21 protein-coding genes are annotated in these 22501 nt (G+C 60.0%); 14 read left to right on the top strand and 7 right to left on the bottom strand.

Annotated elements, in window-relative coordinates:
• Positions 1 to 188: 188 nt before the first annotated feature.
• A complete protein-coding gene (locus tag KQI82_RS11330; RefSeq protein ID WP_216632856.1) occupies positions 189 to 2369 on the top strand; it encodes a 5'-nucleotidase C-terminal domain-containing protein in 2181 nt (726 codons plus the stop codon).
• Positions 2370 to 2553: 184 nt separating this feature from the next.
• Entirely contained in the window at positions 2554 to 2952 is a 399-nt protein-coding gene (locus tag KQI82_RS11325; RefSeq protein ID WP_216632855.1) for a NifB/NifX family molybdenum-iron cluster-binding protein, read from the top strand.
• Between the two features lie 149 nt (positions 2953 to 3101).
• On the opposite strand, the gene KQI82_RS11320 is transcribed toward KQI82_RS11325, so the two are convergent.
• Entirely contained in the window at positions 3102 to 4220 is a 1119-nt protein-coding gene (locus KQI82_RS11320) for a PTS sugar transporter subunit IIC (RefSeq protein WP_216632854.1), read from the bottom strand.
• A gap of 91 nt (positions 4221 to 4311) precedes the next feature.
• A complete protein-coding gene (locus KQI82_RS11315) occupies positions 4312 to 4833 on the bottom strand; it encodes a transcription repressor NadR (RefSeq protein ID WP_338148975.1) in 522 nt (173 codons plus the stop codon).
• Positions 4834 to 4978: 145 nt separating this feature from the next.
• Here KQI82_RS11315 and hisG point away from each other — a divergent pair, with 145 nt between their 5' ends.
• The 11 genes from hisG (at position 4979) to KQI82_RS11260 (ending at position 15324) form a co-directional block, all read left to right on the top strand.
• The gene (hisG, locus tag KQI82_RS11310) at positions 4979 to 6589 is read left to right on the top strand and encodes an ATP phosphoribosyltransferase (protein ID WP_338148974.1); all 1611 of its coding nucleotides are present in this window, start codon (positions 4979 to 4981) and stop codon (positions 6587 to 6589) included.
• Positions 6586 to 7881, top strand: a complete 1296-nt coding sequence (gene hisD / locus KQI82_RS11305; RefSeq protein ID WP_216632852.1) for a histidinol dehydrogenase — start codon at positions 6586 to 6588, stop codon at positions 7879 to 7881. Before hisG ends, hisD begins: the two co-directional genes overlap by 4 nt.
• A complete protein-coding gene (gene hisC, locus KQI82_RS11300) occupies positions 7878 to 8939 on the top strand; it encodes a histidinol-phosphate transaminase (RefSeq protein WP_216632851.1) in 1062 nt (353 codons plus the stop codon). The genes hisD and hisC overlap by 4 nt, the downstream gene beginning before the upstream one ends.
• A 1-nt stretch (position 8940) precedes the next feature.
• Positions 8941 to 9528 (top strand): imidazoleglycerol-phosphate dehydratase HisB, encoded by a 588-nt coding sequence (gene hisB, locus KQI82_RS11295; protein WP_216632850.1) that lies wholly within the window; start codon positions 8941 to 8943, stop codon positions 9526 to 9528.
• An 11-nt stretch (positions 9529 to 9539) separates the two neighbouring features.
• Positions 9540 to 10154 carry an imidazole glycerol phosphate synthase subunit HisH gene (gene hisH, locus KQI82_RS11290; protein WP_216632849.1) on the top strand — a complete coding sequence of 205 codons (615 nt, stop codon included), beginning with the start codon at positions 9540 to 9542 and terminating at the stop codon, positions 10152 to 10154.
• Between the two features lie 15 nt (positions 10155 to 10169).
• Positions 10170 to 10898: a 1-(5-phosphoribosyl)-5-[(5-phosphoribosylamino)methylideneamino]imidazole-4-carboxamide isomerase gene (gene hisA, locus KQI82_RS11285; protein WP_216632848.1), complete on the top strand. Its 729-nt coding sequence runs from the start codon at positions 10170 to 10172 to the stop codon at positions 10896 to 10898.
• Complete coding sequence (gene hisF, locus KQI82_RS11280) at positions 10892 to 11647, top strand: imidazole glycerol phosphate synthase subunit HisF (RefSeq protein ID WP_216632847.1); 756 nt, start codon at positions 10892 to 10894, stop codon at positions 11645 to 11647. Before hisA ends, hisF begins: the two co-directional genes overlap by 7 nt.
• Positions 11648 to 11692: 45 nt before the next feature.
• Positions 11693 to 12328, top strand: a complete 636-nt coding sequence (gene hisIE / locus KQI82_RS11275) for a bifunctional phosphoribosyl-AMP cyclohydrolase/phosphoribosyl-ATP diphosphatase HisIE (RefSeq protein ID WP_216632846.1) — start codon at positions 11693 to 11695, stop codon at positions 12326 to 12328.
• Positions 12328 to 13167 (top strand): histidinol-phosphatase HisJ family protein, encoded by an 840-nt coding sequence (locus tag KQI82_RS11270; protein WP_216633700.1) that lies wholly within the window; start codon positions 12328 to 12330, stop codon positions 13165 to 13167. The genes hisIE and KQI82_RS11270 overlap by 1 nt, the downstream gene beginning before the upstream one ends.
• A gap of 12 nt (positions 13168 to 13179) precedes the next feature.
• Positions 13180 to 13590, top strand: a complete 411-nt coding sequence (locus KQI82_RS11265; RefSeq protein WP_216632845.1) for a hypothetical protein — start codon at positions 13180 to 13182, stop codon at positions 13588 to 13590.
• A 129-nt stretch (positions 13591 to 13719) separates the two neighbouring features.
• Positions 13720 to 15324: an ABC-F family ATP-binding cassette domain-containing protein gene (locus KQI82_RS11260; RefSeq protein WP_216632844.1), complete on the top strand. Its 1605-nt coding sequence runs from the start codon at positions 13720 to 13722 to the stop codon at positions 15322 to 15324.
• Positions 15325 to 15428: 104 nt separating this feature from the next.
• Here KQI82_RS11260 and KQI82_RS11255 read toward each other — a convergent pair whose 3' ends face one another.
• From KQI82_RS11255 to KQI82_RS11235, 5 genes are all read right to left on the bottom strand, one after another.
• Entirely contained in the window at positions 15429 to 16526 is a 1098-nt protein-coding gene (locus tag KQI82_RS11255; protein WP_216632843.1) for a pyridoxal-phosphate-dependent aminotransferase family protein, read from the bottom strand.
• Positions 16527 to 16629: 103 nt separating this feature from the next.
• Positions 16630 to 18126 carry a glycerol kinase GlpK gene (gene glpK, locus KQI82_RS11250; RefSeq protein ID WP_216632842.1) on the bottom strand — a complete coding sequence of 499 codons (1497 nt, stop codon included), beginning with the start codon at positions 18124 to 18126 and terminating at the stop codon, positions 16630 to 16632.
• Positions 18127 to 18159: 33 nt separating this feature from the next.
• On the bottom strand, positions 18160 to 19656 hold the full coding sequence (gene glpK, locus KQI82_RS11245; RefSeq protein ID WP_216632841.1) for a glycerol kinase GlpK: 1497 nt from the start codon (positions 19654 to 19656) through the stop codon (positions 18160 to 18162).
• A gap of 20 nt (positions 19657 to 19676) precedes the next feature.
• Positions 19677 to 20546 (bottom strand): helix-turn-helix domain-containing protein, encoded by an 870-nt coding sequence (locus KQI82_RS11240; protein WP_216632840.1) that lies wholly within the window; start codon positions 20544 to 20546, stop codon positions 19677 to 19679.
• A 252-nt stretch (positions 20547 to 20798) separates the two neighbouring features.
• Positions 20799 to 21383 carry a TetR/AcrR family transcriptional regulator gene (locus KQI82_RS11235; RefSeq protein ID WP_216632839.1) on the bottom strand — a complete coding sequence of 195 codons (585 nt, stop codon included), beginning with the start codon at positions 21381 to 21383 and terminating at the stop codon, positions 20799 to 20801.
• Between the two features lie 394 nt (positions 21384 to 21777).
• On the opposite strand from KQI82_RS11235, the gene KQI82_RS11230 reads away from it, so the two are divergent.
• Positions 21778 to 22461: an RraA family protein gene (locus KQI82_RS11230; protein WP_216632838.1), complete on the top strand. Its 684-nt coding sequence runs from the start codon at positions 21778 to 21780 to the stop codon at positions 22459 to 22461.
• Positions 22462 to 22501 lie beyond the last annotated feature (40 nt).

Genomic DNA, 22501 nt, shown 5'->3' with positions numbered 1-22501 from the left:
AGGGGGATTTCCACCGGAAGAGGAGAAAAAGCGTGCGATTCCCGAAACCGCCTGCGTCGGAGCGCCCGGGAACATTTGGTACAAGCGGAAAATTTTACACAATTGCACTTTCTTTTTTCGGCAAAACTGATATACTGATCCCTAAGAGGAATACGCAGGCGTATTCGAAATTTTGGAGGAGGTAGTATATGAAGAATATGCGAAAGACGATGTCTCTGCTTCTTGCGGTCGTCATGGCGCTGAGCCTGACGGTCACCAGTTTTGCGGCGGACACCACCACCGCGGCGGCAAAGGGCGATATCGTGGTGCTGTACACCAACGACGTCCACTGCGGCGTGGATGACAACATCGGCTATGCCGGACTTGCCGCCTACCGCAGCGATATGGAAAAGGCCACGGAGTATGTGACGCTGGTGGATGTCGGCGACGCGATCCAGGGCGCTGCGCTGGGTACCCTCTCCAAGGGTGAATACCCGGTGCAGATCATGAATGAGGTGGGCTATGACGTTGCGGTTCCCGGCAACCATGAGTTCGACTACGGCATGGAGCAGTTCCTGTCCCTTGCCAAGGGGCTGAAGTCCGGCTATGTCTGCTGCAACTTCATGGATTTGAGAACCGGAAAGACTGTGTTTGACGCCTACAAGATCATCACCTATGGCGACACCAAGGTGGCCTATGTTGGCATCGACACTCCCGAGGCGATCTCCAAGTCCACCCCCACCTATTTCCAGGACAGTAAGGGCGAATACATCTACGGCTTCTGCCAGGGCAACGACGGAAAGGACCTCTACAGCGCGGTCCAGACCGCCATTGACGCGGCCAAGGCCGACGGCGCGGACTACGTGATCGCCGTTGGCCACTGCGGCATCGACGAGCAGAGCGCGCCCTGGCGCTCCACCGATATCATTCAGAACGTCTCCGGTTTGACCGCATTCATTGACGGCCATTCCCACAGCACCATCGCTTCCGACAAGGTGGCGGACAAGGACGGCAAGAGCGTGCTGCTCACCTCCACCGGCACCAAGCTGGCCGCCATCGGTAAGCTGGTCATCAAGAGCAACGGCGCGGTCACCACCGGCCTTGTCACCGATTACACCGCCAAGGACGAAACCGTCAAGGCCTATGTGGACAAGATCAAGGCCCAGAATGACGCGCTGCTGAAGAAAGTGGTTGCCAAGACCGATGTCGCGCTGACCACTTTAGGCGCCGACGGCCAGCGGGCTGTGCGCAGCGCTGAGACCAACCTGGGCGACCTGTGCGCCGATGCTTACCGGGCCATCGCCGGTTCCGATGTGGCCATTGTCAACGGAGGCGGTATCCGCGCCGACATCCCCGCCGGAGATATCACCTATGAGCAGATCATCGCGGTCCACCCCTATGGAAATGCCCTTTGCGTGGTGGAGGCCACGGGCCAGGAAATCCTGGACGCGCTTGAGATGTCCTCCCGCAGCTGCCCTGGTGAAAACGGCGGCTTCCTCCAGGTCTCCGGCATCACCTATACCATCGACACCACTGTCGCCTCGTCCGTCAAGGTGGACGAGAACAAGATGTTTGTCAGTGTGGACGGCCCCTACCGGGTGAAGAACGTGGAGATCAACGGCAAGCCCATTGATCTTGCCAAGACCTACACCGTGGCTTCCCACGACTATATGCTCAAGAGCGCCGGCGACGGCATCAATATGTTCCAGAACAACAAACTCATTCAGGACAGCGTGATGTTGGATAACCAGGTGCTGATCACCTATATCACCGGGAATCTGAAGGGCACCGTGCCCGCCGCCTACGCCAAGTCCCAGGGCCGCATCACAGTGGTCCGTGAGCCCTTTGCCGACGTGGTGGAGAGCGACTGGTACTATGCCGGAGTAGTGTATGCCTATGAAAACGGCCTTTTCGCCGGCGTGACCGAGAGCAGCTTTGCCCCCAAGGCCACCATGACCCGGGACCAGCTGGTCACCGTACTGTGGCGCATGGCGGGCAAGCCTGAGGCCACAGCCGCCGGATTCACCGATGTGGCCGCCGACTCTGTCTACGCCGCGGCCATCAACTGGGCCTATGCCAACAAGATCACCAGCGGCTACACCGAGACCACCTTCAACCCCAACAAGGCCATCACCCGCGAACAGTTTGCCACCATCCTCATGAACTATGCCAAGTACATGAAGTATGACGTCACGGCCGGCGGCAACGCCATCAAGGAGTACACCGATTATCCCACCATCTCCGCCTTTGCGGGCGAGGCCATGAACTGGGCCAATGCGGCGCAGCTCATCAACGGCTATGACGATAACACCGTCCGGCCTCAGGGCACCGCGACCCGCGGCCAGGTGGCGGTCATCCTGCATCGCTTCTGCACCACTGTGGCTGCCTGATTGAAAAGATCAGCGGGTCCACTGTACGAAGAGCCTCACACCGCCTGAAAAGGGCGGTGTGAGGCTCTCTTATTGAGGGGAAAGGCTTGAAAATGCTGACGCGTCCGGTCTTTCACACTTGATTCCTGATGGACGGCGGGATAAAATAGTCCTATCTTCATCTAACACGGGAGGAACGCGTCAAATGAAAATCGCGGTCACTTACGAAAACGGACAGGTGTTTCAGCACTTTGGCCACAGTGAGCAGTTTAAAGTATACGAGGTGGAAAACAACGCGGTCATCGGTCAGGAGGTGGTGAGCGCGGAGGGCGGCGGCCACGGCGCCCTATCTGGATTGCTGTCCAAGCTCCACGTGGACACCCTTATCTGCGGCGGCATCGGCGCCGGAGCCCGGAACGCCCTGGCCCAGGCGGGCATCCGGCTCTACAGAGGCGCAAGCGGGGGCGCGGATGAGGCGGTTCAATCCCTTTTAAACGGGACACTCCGCTATGACTCCGATGCGCACTGCGGCCACCATCATGAGGAGGGCCACGGCTGCGGCCATCACTGTGGGGAGGATAAGCACGGCTGCTCCGGCAGCTGAGGCGGGATATCTTGACGCGGATTGAACACCGGCCCTGCATCCACTTTTCGGCCGGGGAGCGCGCTCTTGCGGCATACCCAACCGGAAAACAAGGCAGTACGGCTCAAAGCCGTACTGCCTTTCAAATTGATGGGGAAATTCCCGGGGCGTCAGGCAAGGGTCAAATCGCCGTCCTTGACCCAGCCAAGCTTCCGGCAGCCCAGGTTGATCAGCGGGCAGAGAAGAGCGGGAAGAAGGAAGCAGATCAGTATCAATCCGGCCCAGTCCCATGCGCCGGGGACGATGGCGGAAGCGCCCTTTGCCAGGGCCTCCGCGCTGGGGGCGACCCAGCCGGTCCACACGCCGATCTGTCCCACCAGACCGCAGGTGCCCATGCCGGAGGAGATGGGGGAGCCGTTCATCTGCATATGGAATAAACAGGTGGCAATGGGGCCGGTGATGGCGGAGGTGAGGGTGGGCGCGATCCAGACGCGGGGGTTGCGCACGATATTGGGCATCTGGAGCATGGAGGTGCCCAGCCCCTGGGAGACCAGCCCGCCCCAACGGTTTTCACGGAAGCTCATGACTGCAAATCCCACCATCTGGGCGCAGCAGCCCGCCACGGCGGCACCTCCGGCCAGACCTACCAGCTGGAAAGAGGCGCAGATGGCGGCGGAGGAAATGGGCATCGTCAGGGCTACGCCCACGGTCACGGAGACCAGAACGCCCATCCAAAACGGTTGCAGATCGGTGGCCCACATGATAAAATTACCAATAGCCATGGCCGCCTTGCCGATGGCAGGAGCCCACCAGGCGGAGAGGGCCACGCCCACGCCGATGGTCACAAGGGGCGTCACCAAAATGTCCACCTTCGTTTCCTTGGAGACCGCCTTGCCCACTTCCGCGGCGATGATGGTCACAAAAAGCACTGCCAGCGGTCCGCCCGCGCCGCCTAAGGCGTTTGCGGAAAAGCCCACGGTGATGAGGGAGAAGAGGACCAGAGGCGGGCAGTGGAGGGCGTAGCCGATGGCGGCCGCCATGGCCGGGCCGCTCATGGCGGAGGCCAGCCCGCCCACCGTATAGGAGATGGCATGGTCGCCGCTGCCAAGGGTGGCCACGGTGCGGCTCAGCCATTCAATGTGGAATTGAGTGCCCACCGTGTTGATGATGGTACCGATGAGCAGCGAGCAAAATAGACCCTGCGCCATGGCCCCCAAGGCGTCAATGCCGTAGCGCCGGGCGGAGAGGACGATGTCCTTCCGCTTTAAAAATGCTTTGAATTTCTCCATGTAGATTCCCTGCTTCCTGAAAAATAGTCAGGACATATGTCTTGACACATGTCCTGACTATTCTACTCGCCGATGGTCCGCTTGTCAATCCTCAATTGGACAAAAGAATCCCATCCCTGTCCAGCGCCTCCAGCACCCGCTGACAGGCGCTTTCGTCCGGGCAGGCGATGGTGTGGAGGTGGATGCCGTCGGTGAGGGCGCTGAGGGGCATGGCCTCCGAGGAGCTGACTCGCTGAAGGAACTGCTCCACCTCATACCGGCTGGAGAGCTGCAGCGGGCCGGTGAGCTGACCGTAGACGGGATGCTCCACAATCACATCCACCACGGTGCAGCCCTGGTCCACAATGGCGCAGAGCTCGGAGCGCATCTTCTCCGCGCTGTGGCGGCAGGCGATTTTCCGGATCAGGCGGTCCGTTGCCGGCAAAATGACATAGCCCCGGGGAGTGGCGCAGATTTCCACCCCGGAGGCCCGCAGCAGCGCAATGTCCCCCACAATGATCTGCCGGCTGACGGAAAAGCGCTCCGCCAGGGAGGAGGCGCTGACGGGGCCGCTGGAGCGCTGCAAAAACCGGTGCAGCTTGGTCCGGCGCTCTTCGGCATGCAATGCAATCACTCCCTTCTTCCCATAGGATAGCATGGACCTCGGCGGATTGCAATTCCTTGTTGATTTGATGCCTGATCGAATCGCGGTCCTGGGGCTTTTTGTACAAACAGGAGAAAATGGAAAATTTATTGAATTACCAATTTACAACGTTAGTATGATGAAGTATAATGCGGTTATCAAAGCGGAAGAAGGAGTATCCATGGAGTTTGACCTTTCCATTTTAAAGCCCCAGGAGCTGGTTTCCCTGCAGCTGCGGTCCCTGTATGAGAAGGCGGGCTATCGAAAATACCATATGGGCCGGTTTGAAGAGTACGGCCTCTATCAGGAGAACCTGCACTTCCTCCCGTCGGAGCAGGTCATCACCTTTACGGATTTGGACGGACGGCTGCTGGCGCTGAAGCCGGATGTGACGCTGTCTATTGCGAAAAACGCCCAGGCCAGCGCGGAGGAGCGCACCAAATATTATTATATTGAGAACGTCTACCGTCCCAGCCTGGAGAGCCATACCTTTGAGGAGATCAGCCAGATGGGGCTGGAGTGCATGGGCAGAGTGGACGATGCGGCCACGGCGGAGGTGGTCCGCCTGGCACTGGAGAGCTTGGGGCGGACCGGGCGGCCCTTTTTGCTGCAGCTTGGGCATATGGGCTTTGTCACCGGCCTTTTGGACGCGGTGGGCGCGCCGGAGCGGTGCCGGCTGGAGCTGCTGGAGTGCATCAGGGACAAAAAAGCCCACGCCCTGCGCCAGGCCGCTTCCCGGGAGGGCCTTTCCAAGCAGGGCACGGACGCGCTGTGCCGGCTTTTGGAGCTGTCGGGGGAAGGGGCGCGGGTGGTGGAAAGCGCCGATGCCCTGGCCCTCAACAGCGCCATGTCCGACGCGCTGGAGGAGCTGCGCTCCATCTGCGGCGCCTTGGGCCGCGATGCAAAGGGCGTTCAGGTGGACCTCGCCCAGGTGGGAGATATGGATTACTACAACGGCCTGGTCTTCCAGGGATTTTTGGACGGCTGTCCCCGGGCGGTGCTCAAGGGCGGGCGGTACGATCCCCTGGTGGCCCGGTTCCATCCCGGCGCCCGGGCCATCGGGTTCGCGCTCTACCTGAACGAGCTGAACCGCCGCCTGCCGGAGCGGGAAGAGGGGGAGCGGATGCTCAGCGTGGCGCTGCCCAAGGGCCGCCTGGGCGATCAAATCTATCACCTCCTTGCATCTGTGGGCTATGGCTGCGGGGAGAACTACAGCGAGACCCGTAAGCTGGTGGTGGAAAACCAGTCGGCGGGGATCCGCTACTTCCTTGTTAAGCCCAGCGACGTGGCCATCTATGTGGAGCATGGGGCAGCGGATGTGGGCTTTGTGGGCAGGGACATTTTGTGTGAGCACGGCGCCGACGTCTATGAGCTGCTGGACACGGGTCTTGGCAGGTGCGACATGTGTGTGGCCGGGCCGGAGGACTTTGAAGAGGAGCCGGACCGGGCGCTGCGGGTGGCCACCAAGTTCGTCCGTATCGCCAGGGAGCACTATGCGGCCCAGGGCCGGGACATCGACGTCATTGAGCTCAACGGCTCCATCGAGCTGGCGCCTATCTTAGGACTCAGCGATGTGATTGTGGACATTGTGGAGACCGGCACCACGCTGCGGGAGAACCATTTAAAGGTCATCGAACGCTTCATGCCCATTTCCGCCCGGTTCATCGCAAACCGGTCAAGCTATCTCTTCAAGCAGGAGGCGGTGCTCCGGCTCCTGACCAGGTTGAGTGAGGTGATTGCGCAGTGATTTCCATATATGAGTTCGATCAGCTCCGGCCGGAGGAGATTCTGAACCGGGATATCCGGGCGGAGGCCGGCGTACAGGCGGCTGTGGAGGAGATCATCGGCGGCGTTCGCGCCCGGGGCGACCAGGCCCTGCGGGAGTATGAGCGGCGTTTCGACGGTGCCGTATTGGACGCGCTGGAGGTTTCGGAGGAGGAGATGGAGTCGGCCTGCCGCCGGGTGGACCCGGAGTTTTGGAAGACGCTGGAGATGGCGGCGGACAATATCCGGGACTTCCACCGCCGCCAGATTCACCAGGACTTTGTGGTCAGCGAGCGCGGAGGCGTGGTGATGGGTCAGCGCTACACCCCCATTGAGAAGGTGGGCGTCTGCGCGCCCGGCACGCCGGTGGCCTTTCCTTCCACCATATTGATGAATGTGATCCCGGCCCGCCTGGCGGGGGTCCGCGAGATTGTCATTGCCACGGCTCCGGAGGCCGACGGCTCCATCAGCGCCGAGGCCCTGGCGGCGGCGAGGATCGCCGGAGCAACGCGGGTATTCAGGATCGGCGGGGCCCAGGCGGTGGCCGCCATGGCCTTCGGCACCGAAAGCGTGCCGAAGGTGGATAAGATCGTGGGACCCGGCGGCGTCTACGTGGCCACAGCCAAGCGGCTGGTGTTCGGCCTGGTGGACATCGACATGATCGCCGGCCCCAGCGAAATCCTGGTGTTGGCCGACGGCACCTGCAACCCCAAATATGTGGCCGCGGACCTTCTGAGCCAGGCGGAGCACGACAAGCTGGCCTCCGCCGTGCTGGTGACGGACAGCCGTCCCCTGGCCCGGGCGGTGCAGCTGGAGATAGAGGCCCAGCTTGATTCGCTGTCCCGCGGTGAGGTGGCCCGGGAGAGCATTGCGCGCAATGGAAAAATCCTGATGGTGCGGGATTTGGACGAGGCGGTGGAGGCGGTGAACCTCATCGCGCCGGAGCACCTGGAGCTGTGTGTGGACGATCCTTTCCGCCTTTTGGGCTCCATCCGCAACGCCGGCAGCATCTTTTTGGGTAAGTATGCGCCGGAGGCCTTGGGCGATTATTTCGCCGGGCCAAACCACACCCTGCCCACCTCGGGCACCGCCCGGTTTTCCAGTCCCCTCAGCGTGGATGACTTCGTAAAAAAATCCAGCTTCCTCTACTACAGCAAGGAGGCGCTGGAACAGGCGCACCGGCGGGTGGCCGACTTTGCGCGGCGGGAGGGACTGGACGCCCACGCAAGGAGCGTTGCCATCCGCTTTGAGCGGGAAGAGGAGGAACGTGTATGAGCCGATTTTTCAGCGCCGCGGTTTCCGACTTGGACCCCTATACGCCCGGCGAGCAGCCCCGGGGCCAGAACTACATCAAGCTGAACACCAATGAAAGTCCTTTTCCGCCCTCTCCAAGGGTGGTGGAGGCGCTGACGGAGGAGGAGAGCCGCGGCCTGCGGCTCTATTCCGACCCCACCTGCAAGGACCTGGTGGACGCCATTGCCGGCTATTATGGACTGCAAAGCGGCCAGGTGCTGGCGGGCAACGGCAGCGATGAGAACCTGGCCTTTGCCTTCCGGGCTTTTTGCGGTCCAGAGCGGGGAGTGGCCTTTGCGGACATCACCTACGGCTTCTATAAGGTCTGGGCCAGGCTATGGGGCATCCCGGCCCGGGTGATTCCCCTGCGTGAGGATTTTACGCTGCATGTGGACGATTACATGGACCTCCATGAGCACATCGTGATCGCCAATCCCAACGCCCCCACCGGCATCCCCATCCCGTCCTCGGATATCCGGCGGCTGTTGGAGCGGGATTCGGAACGACTGGTGATGGTGGACGAGGCCTATGTGGACTTTGGCGGCGAGAGCTGCGTGCCACTGCTGGCGGAGTACGGCAATTTGCTGGTGGTGCAGACCATGTCCAAGAGCCGCTCCCTGGCCGGCGCCCGGGTGGGGTTTGCGTTGGGCAGCAAGGAGCTGATCGCGGACCTCAACCGGGTGAAATACGGCTTCAACCCCTATAACATCAACCGGCTCTCCATCTTGGCGGGCAAGGCCGCCATGGAGGATCGGGCCTATTTTGAAAAATGCACCGGAGAGATCCGGCGCATCCGCCGCTGGACGGAGGGGGAGCTGAAGTCGCTTGGCTTTACCGTGCTGCCCTCGGTATCCAACTTCCTCTTTGCCGCGTCGAACCGTATGGAGGGCGGCGCGCTGTACCGGGCGCTGAAGAAGCGGGGCATCCTGGTGCGCTGGTTTGATGCGCCGCGGATTAACCCCTTTGTGCGCATCACCGTGGGCGCACAGGAGGACATGGAAACGCTGATCCGCACGCTGCGGGAACTGCTGGAGGTGTGAGATGCGAAGGGTGAACATTGAGCGCAATACCACGGAGACGAAAATCCAGATGACACTGAACTTGGATGGCACCGGCACCTATGATGTGGATACGGGCTGCGGCTTTTTGAACCACATGCTGGAGCTCTTTGCCCGCCACGGGCGCTTTGACCTGCGCGTGCTGTGTCGGGGCGATGTGGAGGTGGACTGCCACCACACGGTGGAGGATGTGGGCATTGTCCTGGGCAGGGCTTTTTCTCAGGGCCTGGGCGATCTGCGGGGCATCAACCGATACGGCAATTTCCTGCTGCCCATGGACGAAGCCTTGGTGCTGTGCGCGGCGGACCTGTCCGGCCGCACCTATCTTGGCTGGCAGATGGAGCTGCCCACGGAGAAGGTGGGAGACTTTGACACGGAGCTGGCTGAGGAGTTCTGGCTGGCCTTTGCCCGGGGCTGCCCCTCCACGCTGCACTTTCGCCAGCTGGCCGGCGCCAACAGCCATCACATCCTGGAGGCCTCCTTTAAGGGGATGGCCCGGGCGCTGCGCCAGGCGGTTTCCATTGACCCGGCCTTTGCCGATCAGATTCCCAGCACCAAGGGAGTCTTATAAAGGAGTATAACATGACAGCGATTGTGGATTACGGCGTGGGAAATTTGTTTTCCCTTACCTCCAGCCTCCGTCATCTTGGCGTGGAAACGGAGGTCACCCGGGAGGAGGAAAAGCTCCGCCGGGCGGACCGGATCATATTGCCGGGGGTGGGCGCCTTCGGCGATGCAAAAGATAAGCTGGAGGAGACCGGTTTGATTCCGCTGCTGCGGGAAGAGGCGGGGAAGAAACCCTTTTTGGGAATCTGCCTTGGCATGCAGCTGCTGTTGGAGCGGAGCTATGAGTACGGCGTTCACGGGGGATTGGGTCTTATCGGCGGAGAGGTGGTTTCGCTGCGGGAGACGCTGCGGGACCCGGCCTGGAAGGTTCCCCACATGGGCTGGAACAGCCTCCGCTTCCTCCGGGGAGAGGATCCCCTTCTGCGGGAGGTGGACGAGGGGGAGTACGTCTACTATGTCCACAGCTTTTACGCCGCACACTGCGGTGAAAGCACGGTGGCCGACTCTGAATACGGAGCCGTCCGGGTGCCGGGGATCGTGCGCCGGGGCAGCGTCTGGGGCTGCCAGTTCCACCCGGAAAAAAGTGGCGACACGGGACTGCGGATTTTGAAGGCTTTTACGGCGCTTTGAGAAAAGAGGAACTGTATGGAGATTTTTCCTGCCATTGATCTGCGGGGCGGACAGGCGGTCCGTCTCTATCAGGGGGACTACGCTCAGACCACCGTCTATTCCCCGGACCCCTGCGCCGTGGCAAAAGGCTTTGAGGCCGACGGCGCACGGTGCCTCCACGTGGTGGACCTGGACGGGGCCCGGGACGGCACACTGGCCAATTTCGACACAGTGGCCGCGATGGCGCGCCGGGGCGGGCTGTTCATAGAGGTCGGCGGGGGCATCCGCACCGAAGAGCGCATCCGCCGCTACCTGGACCTGGGGGTGGACCGGGTGATCCTGGGCACAATTGCTGTGGAGGATTTTCACTTTACAGAAAAGATGGTTCAGATCTACGGGAAGAAGATCGCCGTGGGCGTGGACGCCCGGGACGGATATGTGGCCACCCACGGCTGGACACGCCGCAGCGGAGAAAAGGGGATTGACTTTTGCCGCCGGCTGCGCAATGCTGGAGTAGAGACAGTGATTTACACCGACATCAGCCGGGACGGGACGCTGAGCGGCACGAATCTGGAGGTCTACCGGGAACTGGTGGGGATAGCGGGGCTGCGGGTGGTGGCCTCGGGAGGGGTCAGCTCCCTGCCGGAGATCGCCCGGCTGCGGGAGATGGGGGTCGAGGGCGCCATTTTAGGGAAGGCTTTGTACACCGGCCGCCTGAGCCTGAAGGAAGCCCTTTCCGCCGCAAGGGAGGAGTGCGCATGTTAGCAAAACGCATTGTGCCCTGTCTGGACGTCCGGAACGGGCGGGTGGTCAAGGGCGTCAATTTTGAAGGGCTTCAGGATATGGCGGACCCGGTGGACATGGCCCGGTTTTACAATGCCTCCGGCGCGGATGAGCTGGTGTTTTACGACATCACAGCCAGCGCCGAGGGGCGGCGGCTCTTTGACGACGTGCTGCGGTCCGTGGCGTCGGAAATTTTCATCCCCCTTACCGTGGGCGGCGGCATCCGCACTCTGGCGGACTTTGACCGGGTGCTCAAGTGCGGTGCGGACAAGGTGAGCGTCAACTCAGGCGCCATCGCCGACCCATCCATCATTCAGCGGGCGGCCCGGCGATACGGCGATCAGTGCGTGGTGCTGAGTATGGATGTGAAGCGGGTGGACGGACGCTTTCACCTCTTTGCCAAGGGCGGACGGGTGGACACGGGCATGGACGCTCTTCGCTGGGCGGAGGAGGGCGTGCGCAGCGGCGCGGGGGAGGTGGTGGTCAACTCCATTGACACCGACGGCGTGAAGGGCGGCTTCGATCTGGAGCTGTTGGACGCTGTGGCGCGGCGGGTGGATGTGCCCATTGTGGCCTCCGGCGGAGCCGGGAAAATGGAGGATTTTGGAGAGCTTTTCCGCCACAGCGGAATGGACGCGGGGCTGGCCGCCTCGATTTTCCATACGCGGCAGGTTGACATCAAAGATTTGAAGCGCTATCTCCGGGACCGGGGAGTGGAAGTGCGCGTTTGATTCAAAAAGGGGAAGGGCGCGGCCAGGGCCGCGGGAGGAAGACGAATGGAACTGAAGTTTGACGAAAAAGGGCTGATCCCGGCCATTGTTCAGGATCACTACACAAAAGAGGTGCTGACCCTTGCCTACATGAACGCCGAAAGTCTGGCCATCACCATTGACGAGGGCCGCACCTGCTTTTGGAGCCGCAGCCGCCAGGAGCTTTGGCGCAAAGGCGAGACCTCCGGAAATGTGCAGCGGGTGGTATCCATCACCGCCGACTGCGACGCCGACGCGCTGGTGGTGGAGGTGGTGAAGGAGGGGCCGGCCTGCCACACCGGGGCGCAGAGCTGCTTCTTTCAGCCGGTCTACCTGGACAAGGAGCTGAAAGCCTTCAGCTATGAAGGGCTCTACCAGCTGATCCGCGGGCGGAAGACCCGGCCCAGAGAGGGCAGCTACACCACCTATCTCTTTGAAAAGGGACTGGATAAAATTCTCAAGAAGGTGGGCGAGGAGTGTACCGAGGTGATCATCGGCGCCTGCAAGCAGGACCAGGAGGAGACCGTCTATGAGATCGCCGACCTCGCCTACCATGTGATGGTGCTGATGGTGCAGATGGGTATTGAGGTGAAGGACATCACGGAGGAACTGGAGAAGCGCCATGTGGTGGACCGCAAGGTCAAGCAGGAGCGGATGCAGTGATGGAGTCCGTCTTCAGCTGCTGCGTTCACACCCACTCCCTTTTGTGCGACGGGCGGGACACCATGGAGCGTATGGCCGGCGCGGCCTGGGAGCAGGGCGTGCGCAGCTTTGGCTTTTCCGGCCACAGCCACACGCCCATCCCCCACGACCGGGAAGGCGTGCTCAGCGCCGACGCCTCTGCCTACCGGGCGGAGGCGCTGCGCCTCCGGCAGGTCTATAAGGGACGGATGGAGGTGCTGATCGGCATCGAATGGGACGCGCTTTCCGATGTTTCTTTCGCGCAGTGGGACTACTGGATCGGAAGCGTCCACAACCTGAAAGCGGGAGGGCGATACCATGCCGTGGACTGGGACCGGGAAAAGCTGATCTGCGGGCGGGATCAGGCCTTTGGAGGAGACATCTATGCCCTGATAGAGGAATACTACCGGGAGGTGGGACGGGTGGCGGAGAAGAAGCCCACCATTTTGGGGCACATCGATCAGATCTGCAAGCTCAATGGGGACGGCGGCCTGTTCGATGAGGAGCATCATAGGTACCGCGCCGCCGCTTTGTCGGCGCTGCACCAAGCCGATCCGTCGTCCACGCTGCTGGAGATCAATACCGGCGCCGTGGCCCGGGGATACAGGAAGGAGCCCTATCCCGCGTTGTGGCTGCTGCGGGAATGGCGGCGGATGGGCGGGCGGATCATCGTCACCTCCGACGCCCACAGCGCGCGCCATCTGCTCTATGGGTACGATATGGGGACCGCCTTGGCGCAGGCGGCCGGATTTTCCACCGCCTGCATCCTTGACGCCGGGGGAATCCGGGAAACAACGATAGACACGGCACGATCAAACTAACGGGAGGCTGCTATGAGAGTCATCAAACGGAACTATCTCCTGTATCTGGCCATTGTGCTGGCGGGACTGGTAATCTTTGTGGGGGGCAGGCTGCGCCCGCTCCGGGGGCTGGACGCATCGGAGATCAGGAGCGCTTCCGTGCGCTGTGTGCCCCCGGACAAGGAGGCGGAGCTGACCGCCGAACAGATCACGGAACTGACGGAGCTGCTGCGTGTGGCGGTGGTCTATCAAAAAGACGACTCCTGCAAGGAATACAGCGGGCAGAGCGTGTCCTTCACATTGGAAAAGGCCGACGGCACCGTCTCCACGGTGGTGGCTTTTTCTCCTTTTATGGCGGTGGACGGCGTGTGGTACCGGGCCAAGCAGGGGCCCTGCGGGGACCTGGCCGCCTTTGGAAACCAGGTTCTGGAAGGGAGGAACTGATGGAAAAAGAAGCTTCTTTTGGAAGCTTCTTTTCTTTTCAGGAAAACTGTGGTATACTATAACTCAATTTGTCCGCAGACCGCCTGAGGCGGCCGCGGTTCAGTTTTGTATGATGAGAAGGAGCACGACATGATCACAGTTTCCGACGTTTCGCTGCAGTACGGCGGCGAGCCGCTGTTTTCCCACGTGGATCTGCAGTTTCTCAAGGGCAACTGCTATGGCATCATCGGCGCCAACGGCGCGGGGAAGTCCACCTTTTTGAAAATTCTCTCCGGAGAGCTGGACCCCTCCTCCGGCGAGGTGTCCGTTTTGCCCAACACCCGCATGTCCATCCTGAAGCAGGATCAGAACGCCTACGACGAGTACACCGTGATGGACACGGTCATCATGGGCAACCGCAGGCTTTATGACATCGCCAAGGAAAAGGATGTCCTCTATGCCAAGGAGGAGATGACGGAGGAGGACGGCATCCGGGCCTGTGAGCTGGAGGAGGAGTTTGCTGAGCTGGGCGGTTGGGAAGCCGAGTCCGACGGCTCCCGGATTTTACAGGGACTGGGGATCCCTGTCTCCATGCACGGTGATCTGATGGCGAACCTGGATGGCCGGCTGAAGGTGAAGGTGCTGCTGGCCCAGGCGCTGTTCGGCAGCCCGGACATTCTGATGATGGACGAGCCCACCAACAACCTGGACATTGCCGCCATTGACTGGCTGGAGGACTTTTTGCTGGACTTTGAGGGCACGGTCATCGTGGTCAGCCATGACCGCCATTTCCTCAATACCATCTGCACCCACATTGTGGACATCGACTACAACAAGATCAAGCTGTACGTGGGCAACTACGACTTCTGGTACGACGCCTCTCAGCTGATGCAGCAGCTGATCCGCAACCAGAATAAGAAGAACGAGGAAAAGGCCCAGGAGCTCCGGGAGTTCATCTCCCGCTTCTCCGCCAATAAATCCAAGAGCAAGCAGGCCACTGCGCGCCGGAAGCTGCTTGATAAGATCACCCTTGAGGAGTTCCCCGCCTCTTCCCGCCGCTACCCCTATGTGGGCTTTTCCCCCGACCGGGAGGTGGGCAAGGACATTCTTTTTGTCAGCGATGTGTCCAAGACCATCGACGGCGTGAAGGTGCTGGACAAGGTCAGCTTTATCGTGGGCCACGGCGACAAGATCGCCTTTGTGGGCGACAATGAGAACGCCCACACCGCCCTTTTCAAGATTCTGGTGGGGGAGATGGAGCCGGACGAGGGCACGGTGAAGTGGGGCCAGACCGCCTCCTTCTCCTATTTCCCCAAGGACAACACGGAATTTTTCAGGGACTGCGACCTGAATCTGGTGGAGTGGCTGCGCCAGTGGTCCCCGGACCCCCATGAGGCCTATCTGCGCAACTTCTTAGGCCGTATGCTCTTCTCCGGCGACGATGTATACAAGGCGGTGAAAGTGCTCTCCGGCGGCGAAAAGGTGCGCTGCATGCTGTCCCGGATGATGCTCTCCGGCGCCAATGTGCTGCTGTTAGACCAGCCCACCAACCATCTGGACCTGGAGTCCATTGCCGCTGTCAACAACGGTTTGGAGGCGGTCAAGTGCAACGTGCTGGTGTCCTCCCACGACCACCAGCTGGTGCAGACCGTGTGCGACCGCATTTTTGACTTTACCCCCGAGGGGAGGCTCATCGACCGTAAGACCACCTACGACGACTATCTGGAAAGCCTCCGTCAGGAGGGAGCGGAATAAGCTACAAGCGGCAGCCAATTTGGCTGCCGCTTGTTTTTGCAACAGGGCCGGGAATACTCAGATTCCCGGCCCTGTTACATGAAAAATGGGGATAAAGCGTTTGGTCAGTTCTGCATCTGACGGAGGACCAGCTGGAAGACCTCCAGCATATTACAGCAGTCCTGTTCGTAGATCTCGCCCATGTTTGCCACCTGGATCATGCCCTGCCTGGCATAGTCGCCCTTGCCGGCGTAGAAGGTGTAGCCCCGCTTCTCCATCTCGGAGAGGAACCGGGCGCCATCCACGCCCTGGGGCAGGAAGACGGAGGTGACCGTGTTGGACAGGTGTTCTTCAAGCAGCATCCGGCAGCCCATGTCGGTAAGGCCTTTGCGGATGATCTCCGCACAGCGCTGATATCGGGCAATGCGGCCGGCCAGGGTCTCATCTTCAAGGATGTTGGTCAATGCCACGTTGAGGGGCCAGAAGAGGTTCACGTTGGGGGTATTGGGGGTCTGATGGGAACTCAGGGCGGTCTGATAGTGCTTGTAGAGGCTTAAGTACACATTCCTGCACTGCTCAGCGGTGAGGCTCTCCAACACATCCTTCTTTGCGCACACATAGGCGGAGCCGGGGAAGGCACCCACACATTTGCCGCCCACGGAGGTGCACAGGTCGATGTTCTTGTCCACCACGTCGATGTTCTGGCCGCCGGCGGCGCTGACGCAGTCCACGCTCAGCAGTTTGCCGTACTGCCTGCACAACTGCCCAACCTCCTTGACGGGGTTGATCATGCCGGTGCAGGTCTCGTGGAACACCATGGTCACCACCTTGACCTTGGGGTGGTCCGCCATGGCCTTTTCGATGACGTTCAGGTCCGGATAGGCGGCCCAGGGGAAGGCCACGTCCACCAGGGGGATCTGGTACTTCTCAATGATCTCAAGGAGCCGCTCGCCGAACATGCCGTTGCGGATCAGCATCACCTCTTCGCCGGGCTGGAACAGGGAGGAGAGCACGGTTTCGTTGGCCGAGGTGCCGGAGCCGGAGACGATCATGCTGTAGTAGGAGTCATCCGCGTTGAACAGCTTTAGGATTTTTTCCTGGGTGTCCACGAACATCTCCTCAAACTCGTGGCTGCGGTGGCAGATATCATAGTGCAGCAGCGCGCGGCGCACGTTATCCTTGACCATAACGGGACCAGGGCTGAACAATTTTGTCATGCTCATTGTAAATTACCTCCAAATGTGATTTGCGATTATAGTAACATTTGAAAGTAAAAAGTCAATAAAAATGATTAAAATAGGTAAAAATCGGAACATTTAAATAAAATTAATCCTCGCGCCAGTATTTGGAGCGCTCCACGGCACGGTGCCAGCGGTACAAAAGCCGCTCCTGCTGAGAGATGTCCATCCGGGGCTCAAAGCAGCGCTCGCTGCGCCAGAGCTGCTCCGCGTCGCTGATGTCTTCAAATTCCCCAAGCCCCAATGCGCCCATGAAAGCGGAGCCGAAGGCGGTGGTATCCGAACGCTCCGGAATCTCCAGGGGGAGGTCCAGGACGTCGGACTGGAACTGCATCAAAAACCGGTTGGCAGTGGCTCGGCCGTTGCAGCGCATGGCGGTGATGGGCACATTGGAGTCCCGGCGCATCACATCCAACACATCCCGTACCTGGTAGCAGGTGGCCTCCAGGGCGGCCCGGACGATGTGGGCCTTTTGGGTGCCGCCGGTGATGCCGATCACCATGCCGGAGGCATAGGAGTCCCAGTGGGGCGCGGCCAGACCAGTGAAGGCGGGAACAAAATAGACTCCGCCGTTGTCCGGCACCTGAAGGGCAAGCTGTTCCGTGTCGCGGGGATCTTCCACCAGGTTCAGCGATTCCTGGAGCCATCTAACGGCGCCGCCTGTGATGTAAACGCCGCCGTCTAAGGCGTAGGTGCGCTTGCCGGAGAGCTGCCAGGCCACGGTGGGCAGCAGCCCGCTCTCAGAAAAGACAGGCGTTTCGCCTGTGTTCATCAGCATGAAGCAGCCGGTTCCATAGGTGGTTTTCACCATGCCGGGCCGGACGCAGGCCTGGCCCACCAGCGCCGCCTGCTGATCTACAAGGATGCCGGAGATGGGAATCTGAGCGCCAAGGAAATCCAATGGATCGGTCCAGGCATAGACCGAGGCGCTGTCGCGAATCTCCGGCAGGAGGGATCGGTCTATCTCAAAGAGGTCCAGCAGCTCCTGATCCCAGTCTCCGCTTTCCAGGTTAAAGAGCATGGTGCGGGAGGCGGTGGAGGCGTCGGTGATGTGGGTGCGGCCATGGGTCATCTTCCAGATGATCCATGTGTCCATGGTGCCCGCCAGCAGCCGGCCCTTGGCCGCCAGCTCCGCGGCGCCCTCCGCGTGGTCCAGAATCCACTTCAGCTTGGTGGCACTAAAGTAGGAGTCGATCATCAGACCGGTTTTGCTGTGGATCAGGCCGTTGTATTGGTCCACAAGGGAATCGGCGTAGTGGGCGGTGCGCCGGTCCTGCCAGACGATGGTGTTGTGAATGGGTTCACCGGTCAGCTTGTCCCATACCACCACCGACTCGCCCTCGTGGTCCAGGCCGATGCTGCGGATGGAGCCGGCGTCGGCGCCGGCTCCGGCCAGAGCCTGGGCGGTGGCAGAGAGCACGGAGGTCCAGACGGCCCTGGCGTCGTGCTCCACCCAGCCGCTGCGGGGGTAGAGAAGGGGAATCTGCTCATATCCCCGGGAGACGGCATTCCAATGCTCGTCAAAGAGAATGGCGGTGGTGCCGGTAGTGCCTTGATCCAGGCCCAGATAGTAGTGTTCGTGCATCCTCTCATCCCTTTCCAGGAAAATTCAGGGCCTTTATCCCGCGGCCCAGTTTCGGGAGCGCTCCACGGCCCGGTGCCAGTGGTGGAGCAGGGATTGGCGCTGCTCCGCGCTCATGGCGGGCTCATACCGGCGGCTGCGCGCCCAGTGGGCAGTCGCCTCCTCCGGAGAGGTAAAGTCCCCGATGCCCAATGCCGCCATATAGGCGGCCCCTAAGGCGGTGGTATCCGGAATCTCAGGGATTTCCAGGGGAATATTCAGAATGTCGGCTTGGAACTGCATCAAAAACCGGTTGCAGGTGGAGCCTCCGTCACAGCGCATGACGGTGATGGGAACCCCGGAGTCCCGGGTCATTACATCCAACACGTCCTTTACCTGGTAGGCTGTGGATTCCAGGGCGGCCCGCACGATGTGGTCCTGGGTGGTGCCGCCGGTGATGCCGATCATCATGCCCCTGGCATAGGAGTCCCAGTAGGGCGCGGCCAGGCCGGTGAAGGAGGGGACGAAATAGAGCCCGCCATTGCCTCCGGCCCGCAGGGCCATCTCCTCTGTCTCGGAGGCGTCGGAGATGATCCCGGCCCCGTCCCGAAGCCACTGGGTGGCGGCGCCGGCTATGTAGATTCCGCCGTCTAAGGCATAGGAGCGCTTGCCGGAGAGCTGCCAGGCCACGGTGGTCAGCAGGCCGTTGGAGGAGCGGACCGGGTGATCACCGGAGTTCATCAGCATGAAGCAGCCGGTGCCATAGGTGGTTTTGACGGTGCCCGGCGCAATGCACGCCTGGCCGAACAGGGCCGCCTGCTGGTCCACCATCACGCCGGTGATGGGGCAGTGGATGCCAAGAAACGAGTCCGGGTCCGTCCAGCCAAAGAGGGCGGCGCTGTCCCCGACTTCCGGCAGAAGGCAGGGCGCAAGGCCCATCAGGTCCAGAATATCCCGGTCCCAGATACCTTTTTGCAGGTGGAAGAGCATGGTGCGGGAAGCGGTGGAGGCGTCGGTGCGAAGGAACTTTCCTCCGGTCAGCTTCCAGTTCAGCCAGACATCCATGGTGCCTGCAAGCAATCGGCCGCCCTTGGAGGCGGAGCGGTCCGGGTCCACCCGGTCCAGAATCCACTTCAGCTTGGTGGCGCTGAAATAGGGATCGATCAGCAGCCCGGTCTTTTCCCGGATCGCCGCCTCGTAGTCCGCCTTCAGGGAATCGGCATAGGCGGCGGTGCGCCGGTCCTGCCAGACGATGGCGGGATAGACCGGCTTCCCGGTGGCTTTCTCCCACACCACCACCGACTCGCCCTCGTGGTCCAACCCCAGGCAGCGGATGTCGCCGGGGCCGGCCCCCGCCGCCTCCATGGCCTGGCGGACGGAGGAGAGGGCGGAGTTCCAGATCTCCTCCGGATCATGTTCCACCCAGCCCGCACGGGGATAGTACTGCCTGATCTCCCGATATCCTCTGCCGGCCAGGCGCCAGTGCTCATCAAAGACAATGGCGGTGATTCCGGTGGTTCCCTGATCCAGACCCAGATAAAATCTTTTTGCCATATGCAACTCTCCAAACAGAACTATAAAATAGAATCCACACGCCGCAGATTGACGCTGCCCTCGTCCAAATACCGCATGTCGCTGGCAGTGCAGTCCAGAAACTTGCGATAGGAGCGGTTCATATGCGTCTGGTCGAAGTACCCGCAGGCAATGGCCGTGCTCATCAGGGATTTCGGCTTGGTGGTGACAATGGTGTACAGGGAGTACTGCAGCTGCGTCAGTTCACAAAAGAGCTTGGTGGAAACGCCCACCCGCTCCTGAAAGATGCGGTTTAAGTAGCGCTCACTGCATCCGGCGGCCTGCGCCACCGCCGAGACCTTGATGACGCCCCGCTCAGATGAAATGAGGTCGATGCAGCGGGAAACCTGGGCGGGCGGTATGTATTGTGAGGCTTTTCGTGCGGAGAGCCGCCTTCCAAGGAGGACGTTGCGCTCATGGAAGGATTCGCCCCGCCGCAAAGCGCTTAAAAACCCGGAGGGAGTCTCCATAAACGGCAGGAGGGAGACGGACCGGTCGGTAAACTCATTGGCGCAGGCATTGATCAGCCACCCGGCGGTGCCGGGGCGGAACCTGACGCAGTAGGCCCTGGAGCGGGGCGGAAGCGTCAGCTTTTTCAAAGCGGTGGTGGGGCCGCAGAGGCTGGCGCCAGAGGACATGTCCTCAAAGAGGAACACAGCGATAAATCCGCTGTAGGGCAGCAGGGGATAGGCCTGCTCGCCGAACTCCGGATTCACCAGTTCAAAGGTGTCCAGCAGCAGGCGGCTGAACTCGTAGTCCTGAGGAAACACTCTGCGCTGAAGCCGCAGCCGGGAGGTCCCCAGCAAAACAGGAAGGCCCTGATAGGAGGATTCAATTTTGGATAACTGCCTGTTACTGATGTAAAGAGACATGGCACTCCCTCGATTAGTAAAAAACAGAACTAAAAGTGTGATATTAATTATGATACTTAGTTTAATATTAAGAGTGTACCACAAGATATTACAAATTGAAATTCTGATTTTTCCTAATTTTGAGAGTGGTTTTACAAAAGAGTCAGGCCGGACGATATTTCAAACATCGTCCGGCCTGACTCTTTTGTAAAAAAGAAAAGCGCTGCCGCCGCAAGCGCTTTTCCAATCCGCTTAATCGTATGTTCCGCCGCCTTAGGGTTCCACCGGCAGATAGCCCCGCAGAAGGATGTCCATGGAGCGGGTGCCGAATTCCATGAAGGAGTAAGTGCCGCCTGAGATGCACCAGTCGAAGATGATGCCCCGCTCCAGGAGGCTGTAGACTTTGGACAGCTCCACAAAGGAGATGTCGTCGCGGATTTCGCCCTTGGCCTGCCCCTCCTTGATCAGCGTGCGGATGATACGGTTATAGGAGCGGTTGCTGCCGATGTAGCTCCCCCGGTTTTTTGTGGCGACTTCAAACCGGCAGGTGGCGGAGGCGCGGTCCAGGTCATAGGTCTGTTCCAGCTTGGACAGAAACACGCGGTTGAGCGCGTGGAGTTTGGAGATGGCATTTTCATCGGTGTCCCTGGCCGTTTCATACCACTGCTCATACGCATAGTCATACAGGTCCGGCGTACAGGCCAGCTCTTCCTTGGCCTCAAAGTAGTGGTAAAAGGTGCTTTTGGAGCACCCGGCCACCTCGACGATCTGATCCACGGTGGTATTTGCATACCCCTGCTCTGCAAACAGCTTCTCCGCTGCCGATAGAAGCTGCTCTCTCAAGCCTGCAGATTTCATGATATTTCCCCTTGTTCTCTATTTTTGTATGACCTTAGCATACACCGGATAAGACTTTTTTTCAAGTGTGGACAGTTCTGTTTTTTATGATACATGCATAGTTCCAATGCAATTATTCCTGCATATGCCTTTAATATAGTATGAAACTTAATATCAAACTATCAAAATTTCCAAAAAGGAAGGCGCATAAAGTCGATTTATGGGTGTATTGCACGTAAACTATTTAAAAAATTCGTATATTTCAACAAGATTCTCTTGTTTGTAAAAAGGAGTATTGACATTTGAACCGGATATTTACTATAATTTGTCACATCAAGTACGAGACTTAGTATGAAACTTGATGTAAAATTTGAGCTGCCATCAGCAGTAGCAAAAAGGGAAGGAAGCGTAAAAAATGGAATGGACTCAAGAGCTTGTTGACCGCTTTATGAAAGTGGATCCCGCGCAGATCGGCCACTATGTTAAAAGCGGCTATATGAACACCGACATCAAGCCTGTGGTAAAAAGCTTTAAGGTTGTCGGGCCCGCCGTCACCGTCCGCATGACCGGAGACAGCAACCTGATGCTCTACTATGCCGCCGAGCACGCGCCCAAGGGTTCCGTCATCGTGGTGGACCGGGGCGGGGAACCCATGCACGCCTGCTGTGGCGATGGCTGCGCCCTCAACGCACAGTGCCAGGGGGTTGCCGGCATTGTGATTGACGGCCCGGCCTGTGACTCCGCCGGCATCGAGCGGGTGGGACTGCCCGTCTTTTCCACCGGACTCTCCGTACTGACCACCACCATTGTGGAGGATCGCAAGGCCACGTTCAATGAGCCCATCCAGTGCGGCGGCGTTGTGGTGAACCCCGGCGACATCGTATTTGGAAACGCGGAGGGCGTTCTGGTGATGAAGCCGGAGGAGTGCGAACAGCTTCTGGAACACGCCGAGGCCGGCGACAAGCTTGAGCAGGAGCCCGGCGGCATGTTCGACAGCTTCCGCGCTGGTAAAAAGATGTCCGATTTCTTCCCCATTATCCACGACGCGCTGAAGATGAACGGAATTGAGGATTCCGCCGACTGGATCAACCGCAAATAACTGTTCAGAGGGTATTGGAACGATACCTCACAATAAAAAG

It is taken from the genome of Dysosmobacter acutus, assembly GCF_018919205.1.
Classification (GTDB): Bacteria; Bacillota; Clostridia; order Oscillospirales; family Oscillospiraceae; genus Oscillibacter; species Oscillibacter acutus.
This window is presented reverse-complemented; position numbering and strand designations above follow the sequence as displayed.

What these genes read in the sequence shown, in the direction of transcription:
- KQI82_RS11255 (WP_216632843.1), bottom strand. Translation starts at nt 16,526, where the DNA reads ATGAGCATGACAAAATTGTTCAGCCCTGGTCCCGTTATGGTCAAGGAT.
- KQI82_RS11230 (WP_216632838.1), top strand. Translation starts at nt 21,778, where the DNA reads ATGGAATGGACTCAAGAGCTTGTTGACCGCTTTATGAAAGTGGATCCC.
- hisC (WP_216632851.1), top strand. Translation starts at nt 7,878, where the DNA reads ATGAGCCGATTTTTCAGCGCCGCGGTTTCCGACTTGGACCCCTATACG.
- KQI82_RS11260 (WP_216632844.1), top strand. Translation starts at nt 13,720, where the DNA reads ATGATCACAGTTTCCGACGTTTCGCTGCAGTACGGCGGCGAGCCGCTG.
- KQI82_RS11330 (WP_216632856.1), top strand. Translation starts at nt 189, where the DNA reads ATGAAGAATATGCGAAAGACGATGTCTCTGCTTCTTGCGGTCGTCATG.
- glpK (WP_216632842.1), bottom strand. Translation starts at nt 18,126, where the DNA reads ATGCACGAACACTACTATCTGGGCCTGGATCAAGGCACTACCGGCACC.
- KQI82_RS11320 (WP_216632854.1), bottom strand. Translation starts at nt 4,220, where the DNA reads ATGGAGAAATTCAAAGCATTTTTAAAGCGGAAGGACATCGTCCTCTCC.
- hisH (WP_216632849.1), top strand. Translation starts at nt 9,540, where the DNA reads ATGACAGCGATTGTGGATTACGGCGTGGGAAATTTGTTTTCCCTTACC.
- hisIE (WP_216632846.1), top strand. Translation starts at nt 11,693, where the DNA reads ATGGAACTGAAGTTTGACGAAAAAGGGCTGATCCCGGCCATTGTTCAG.
- hisG (WP_338148974.1), top strand. Translation starts at nt 4,979, where the DNA reads ATGATGAAGTATAATGCGGTTATCAAAGCGGAAGAAGGAGTATCCATG.
- KQI82_RS11265 (WP_216632845.1), top strand. Translation starts at nt 13,180, where the DNA reads ATGAGAGTCATCAAACGGAACTATCTCCTGTATCTGGCCATTGTGCTG.
- KQI82_RS11325 (WP_216632855.1), top strand. Translation starts at nt 2,554, where the DNA reads ATGAAAATCGCGGTCACTTACGAAAACGGACAGGTGTTTCAGCACTTT.
- KQI82_RS11270 (WP_216633700.1), top strand. Translation starts at nt 12,328, where the DNA reads ATGGAGTCCGTCTTCAGCTGCTGCGTTCACACCCACTCCCTTTTGTGC.
- KQI82_RS11240 (WP_216632840.1), bottom strand. Translation starts at nt 20,546, where the DNA reads ATGTCTCTTTACATCAGTAACAGGCAGTTATCCAAAATTGAATCCTCC.
- hisA (WP_216632848.1), top strand. Translation starts at nt 10,170, where the DNA reads ATGGAGATTTTTCCTGCCATTGATCTGCGGGGCGGACAGGCGGTCCGT.
- hisB (WP_216632850.1), top strand. Translation starts at nt 8,941, where the DNA reads ATGCGAAGGGTGAACATTGAGCGCAATACCACGGAGACGAAAATCCAG.
- KQI82_RS11235 (WP_216632839.1), bottom strand. Translation starts at nt 21,383, where the DNA reads ATGAAATCTGCAGGCTTGAGAGAGCAGCTTCTATCGGCAGCGGAGAAG.
- hisF (WP_216632847.1), top strand. Translation starts at nt 10,892, where the DNA reads ATGTTAGCAAAACGCATTGTGCCCTGTCTGGACGTCCGGAACGGGCGG.
- glpK (WP_216632841.1), bottom strand. Translation starts at nt 19,656, where the DNA reads ATGGCAAAAAGATTTTATCTGGGTCTGGATCAGGGAACCACCGGAATC.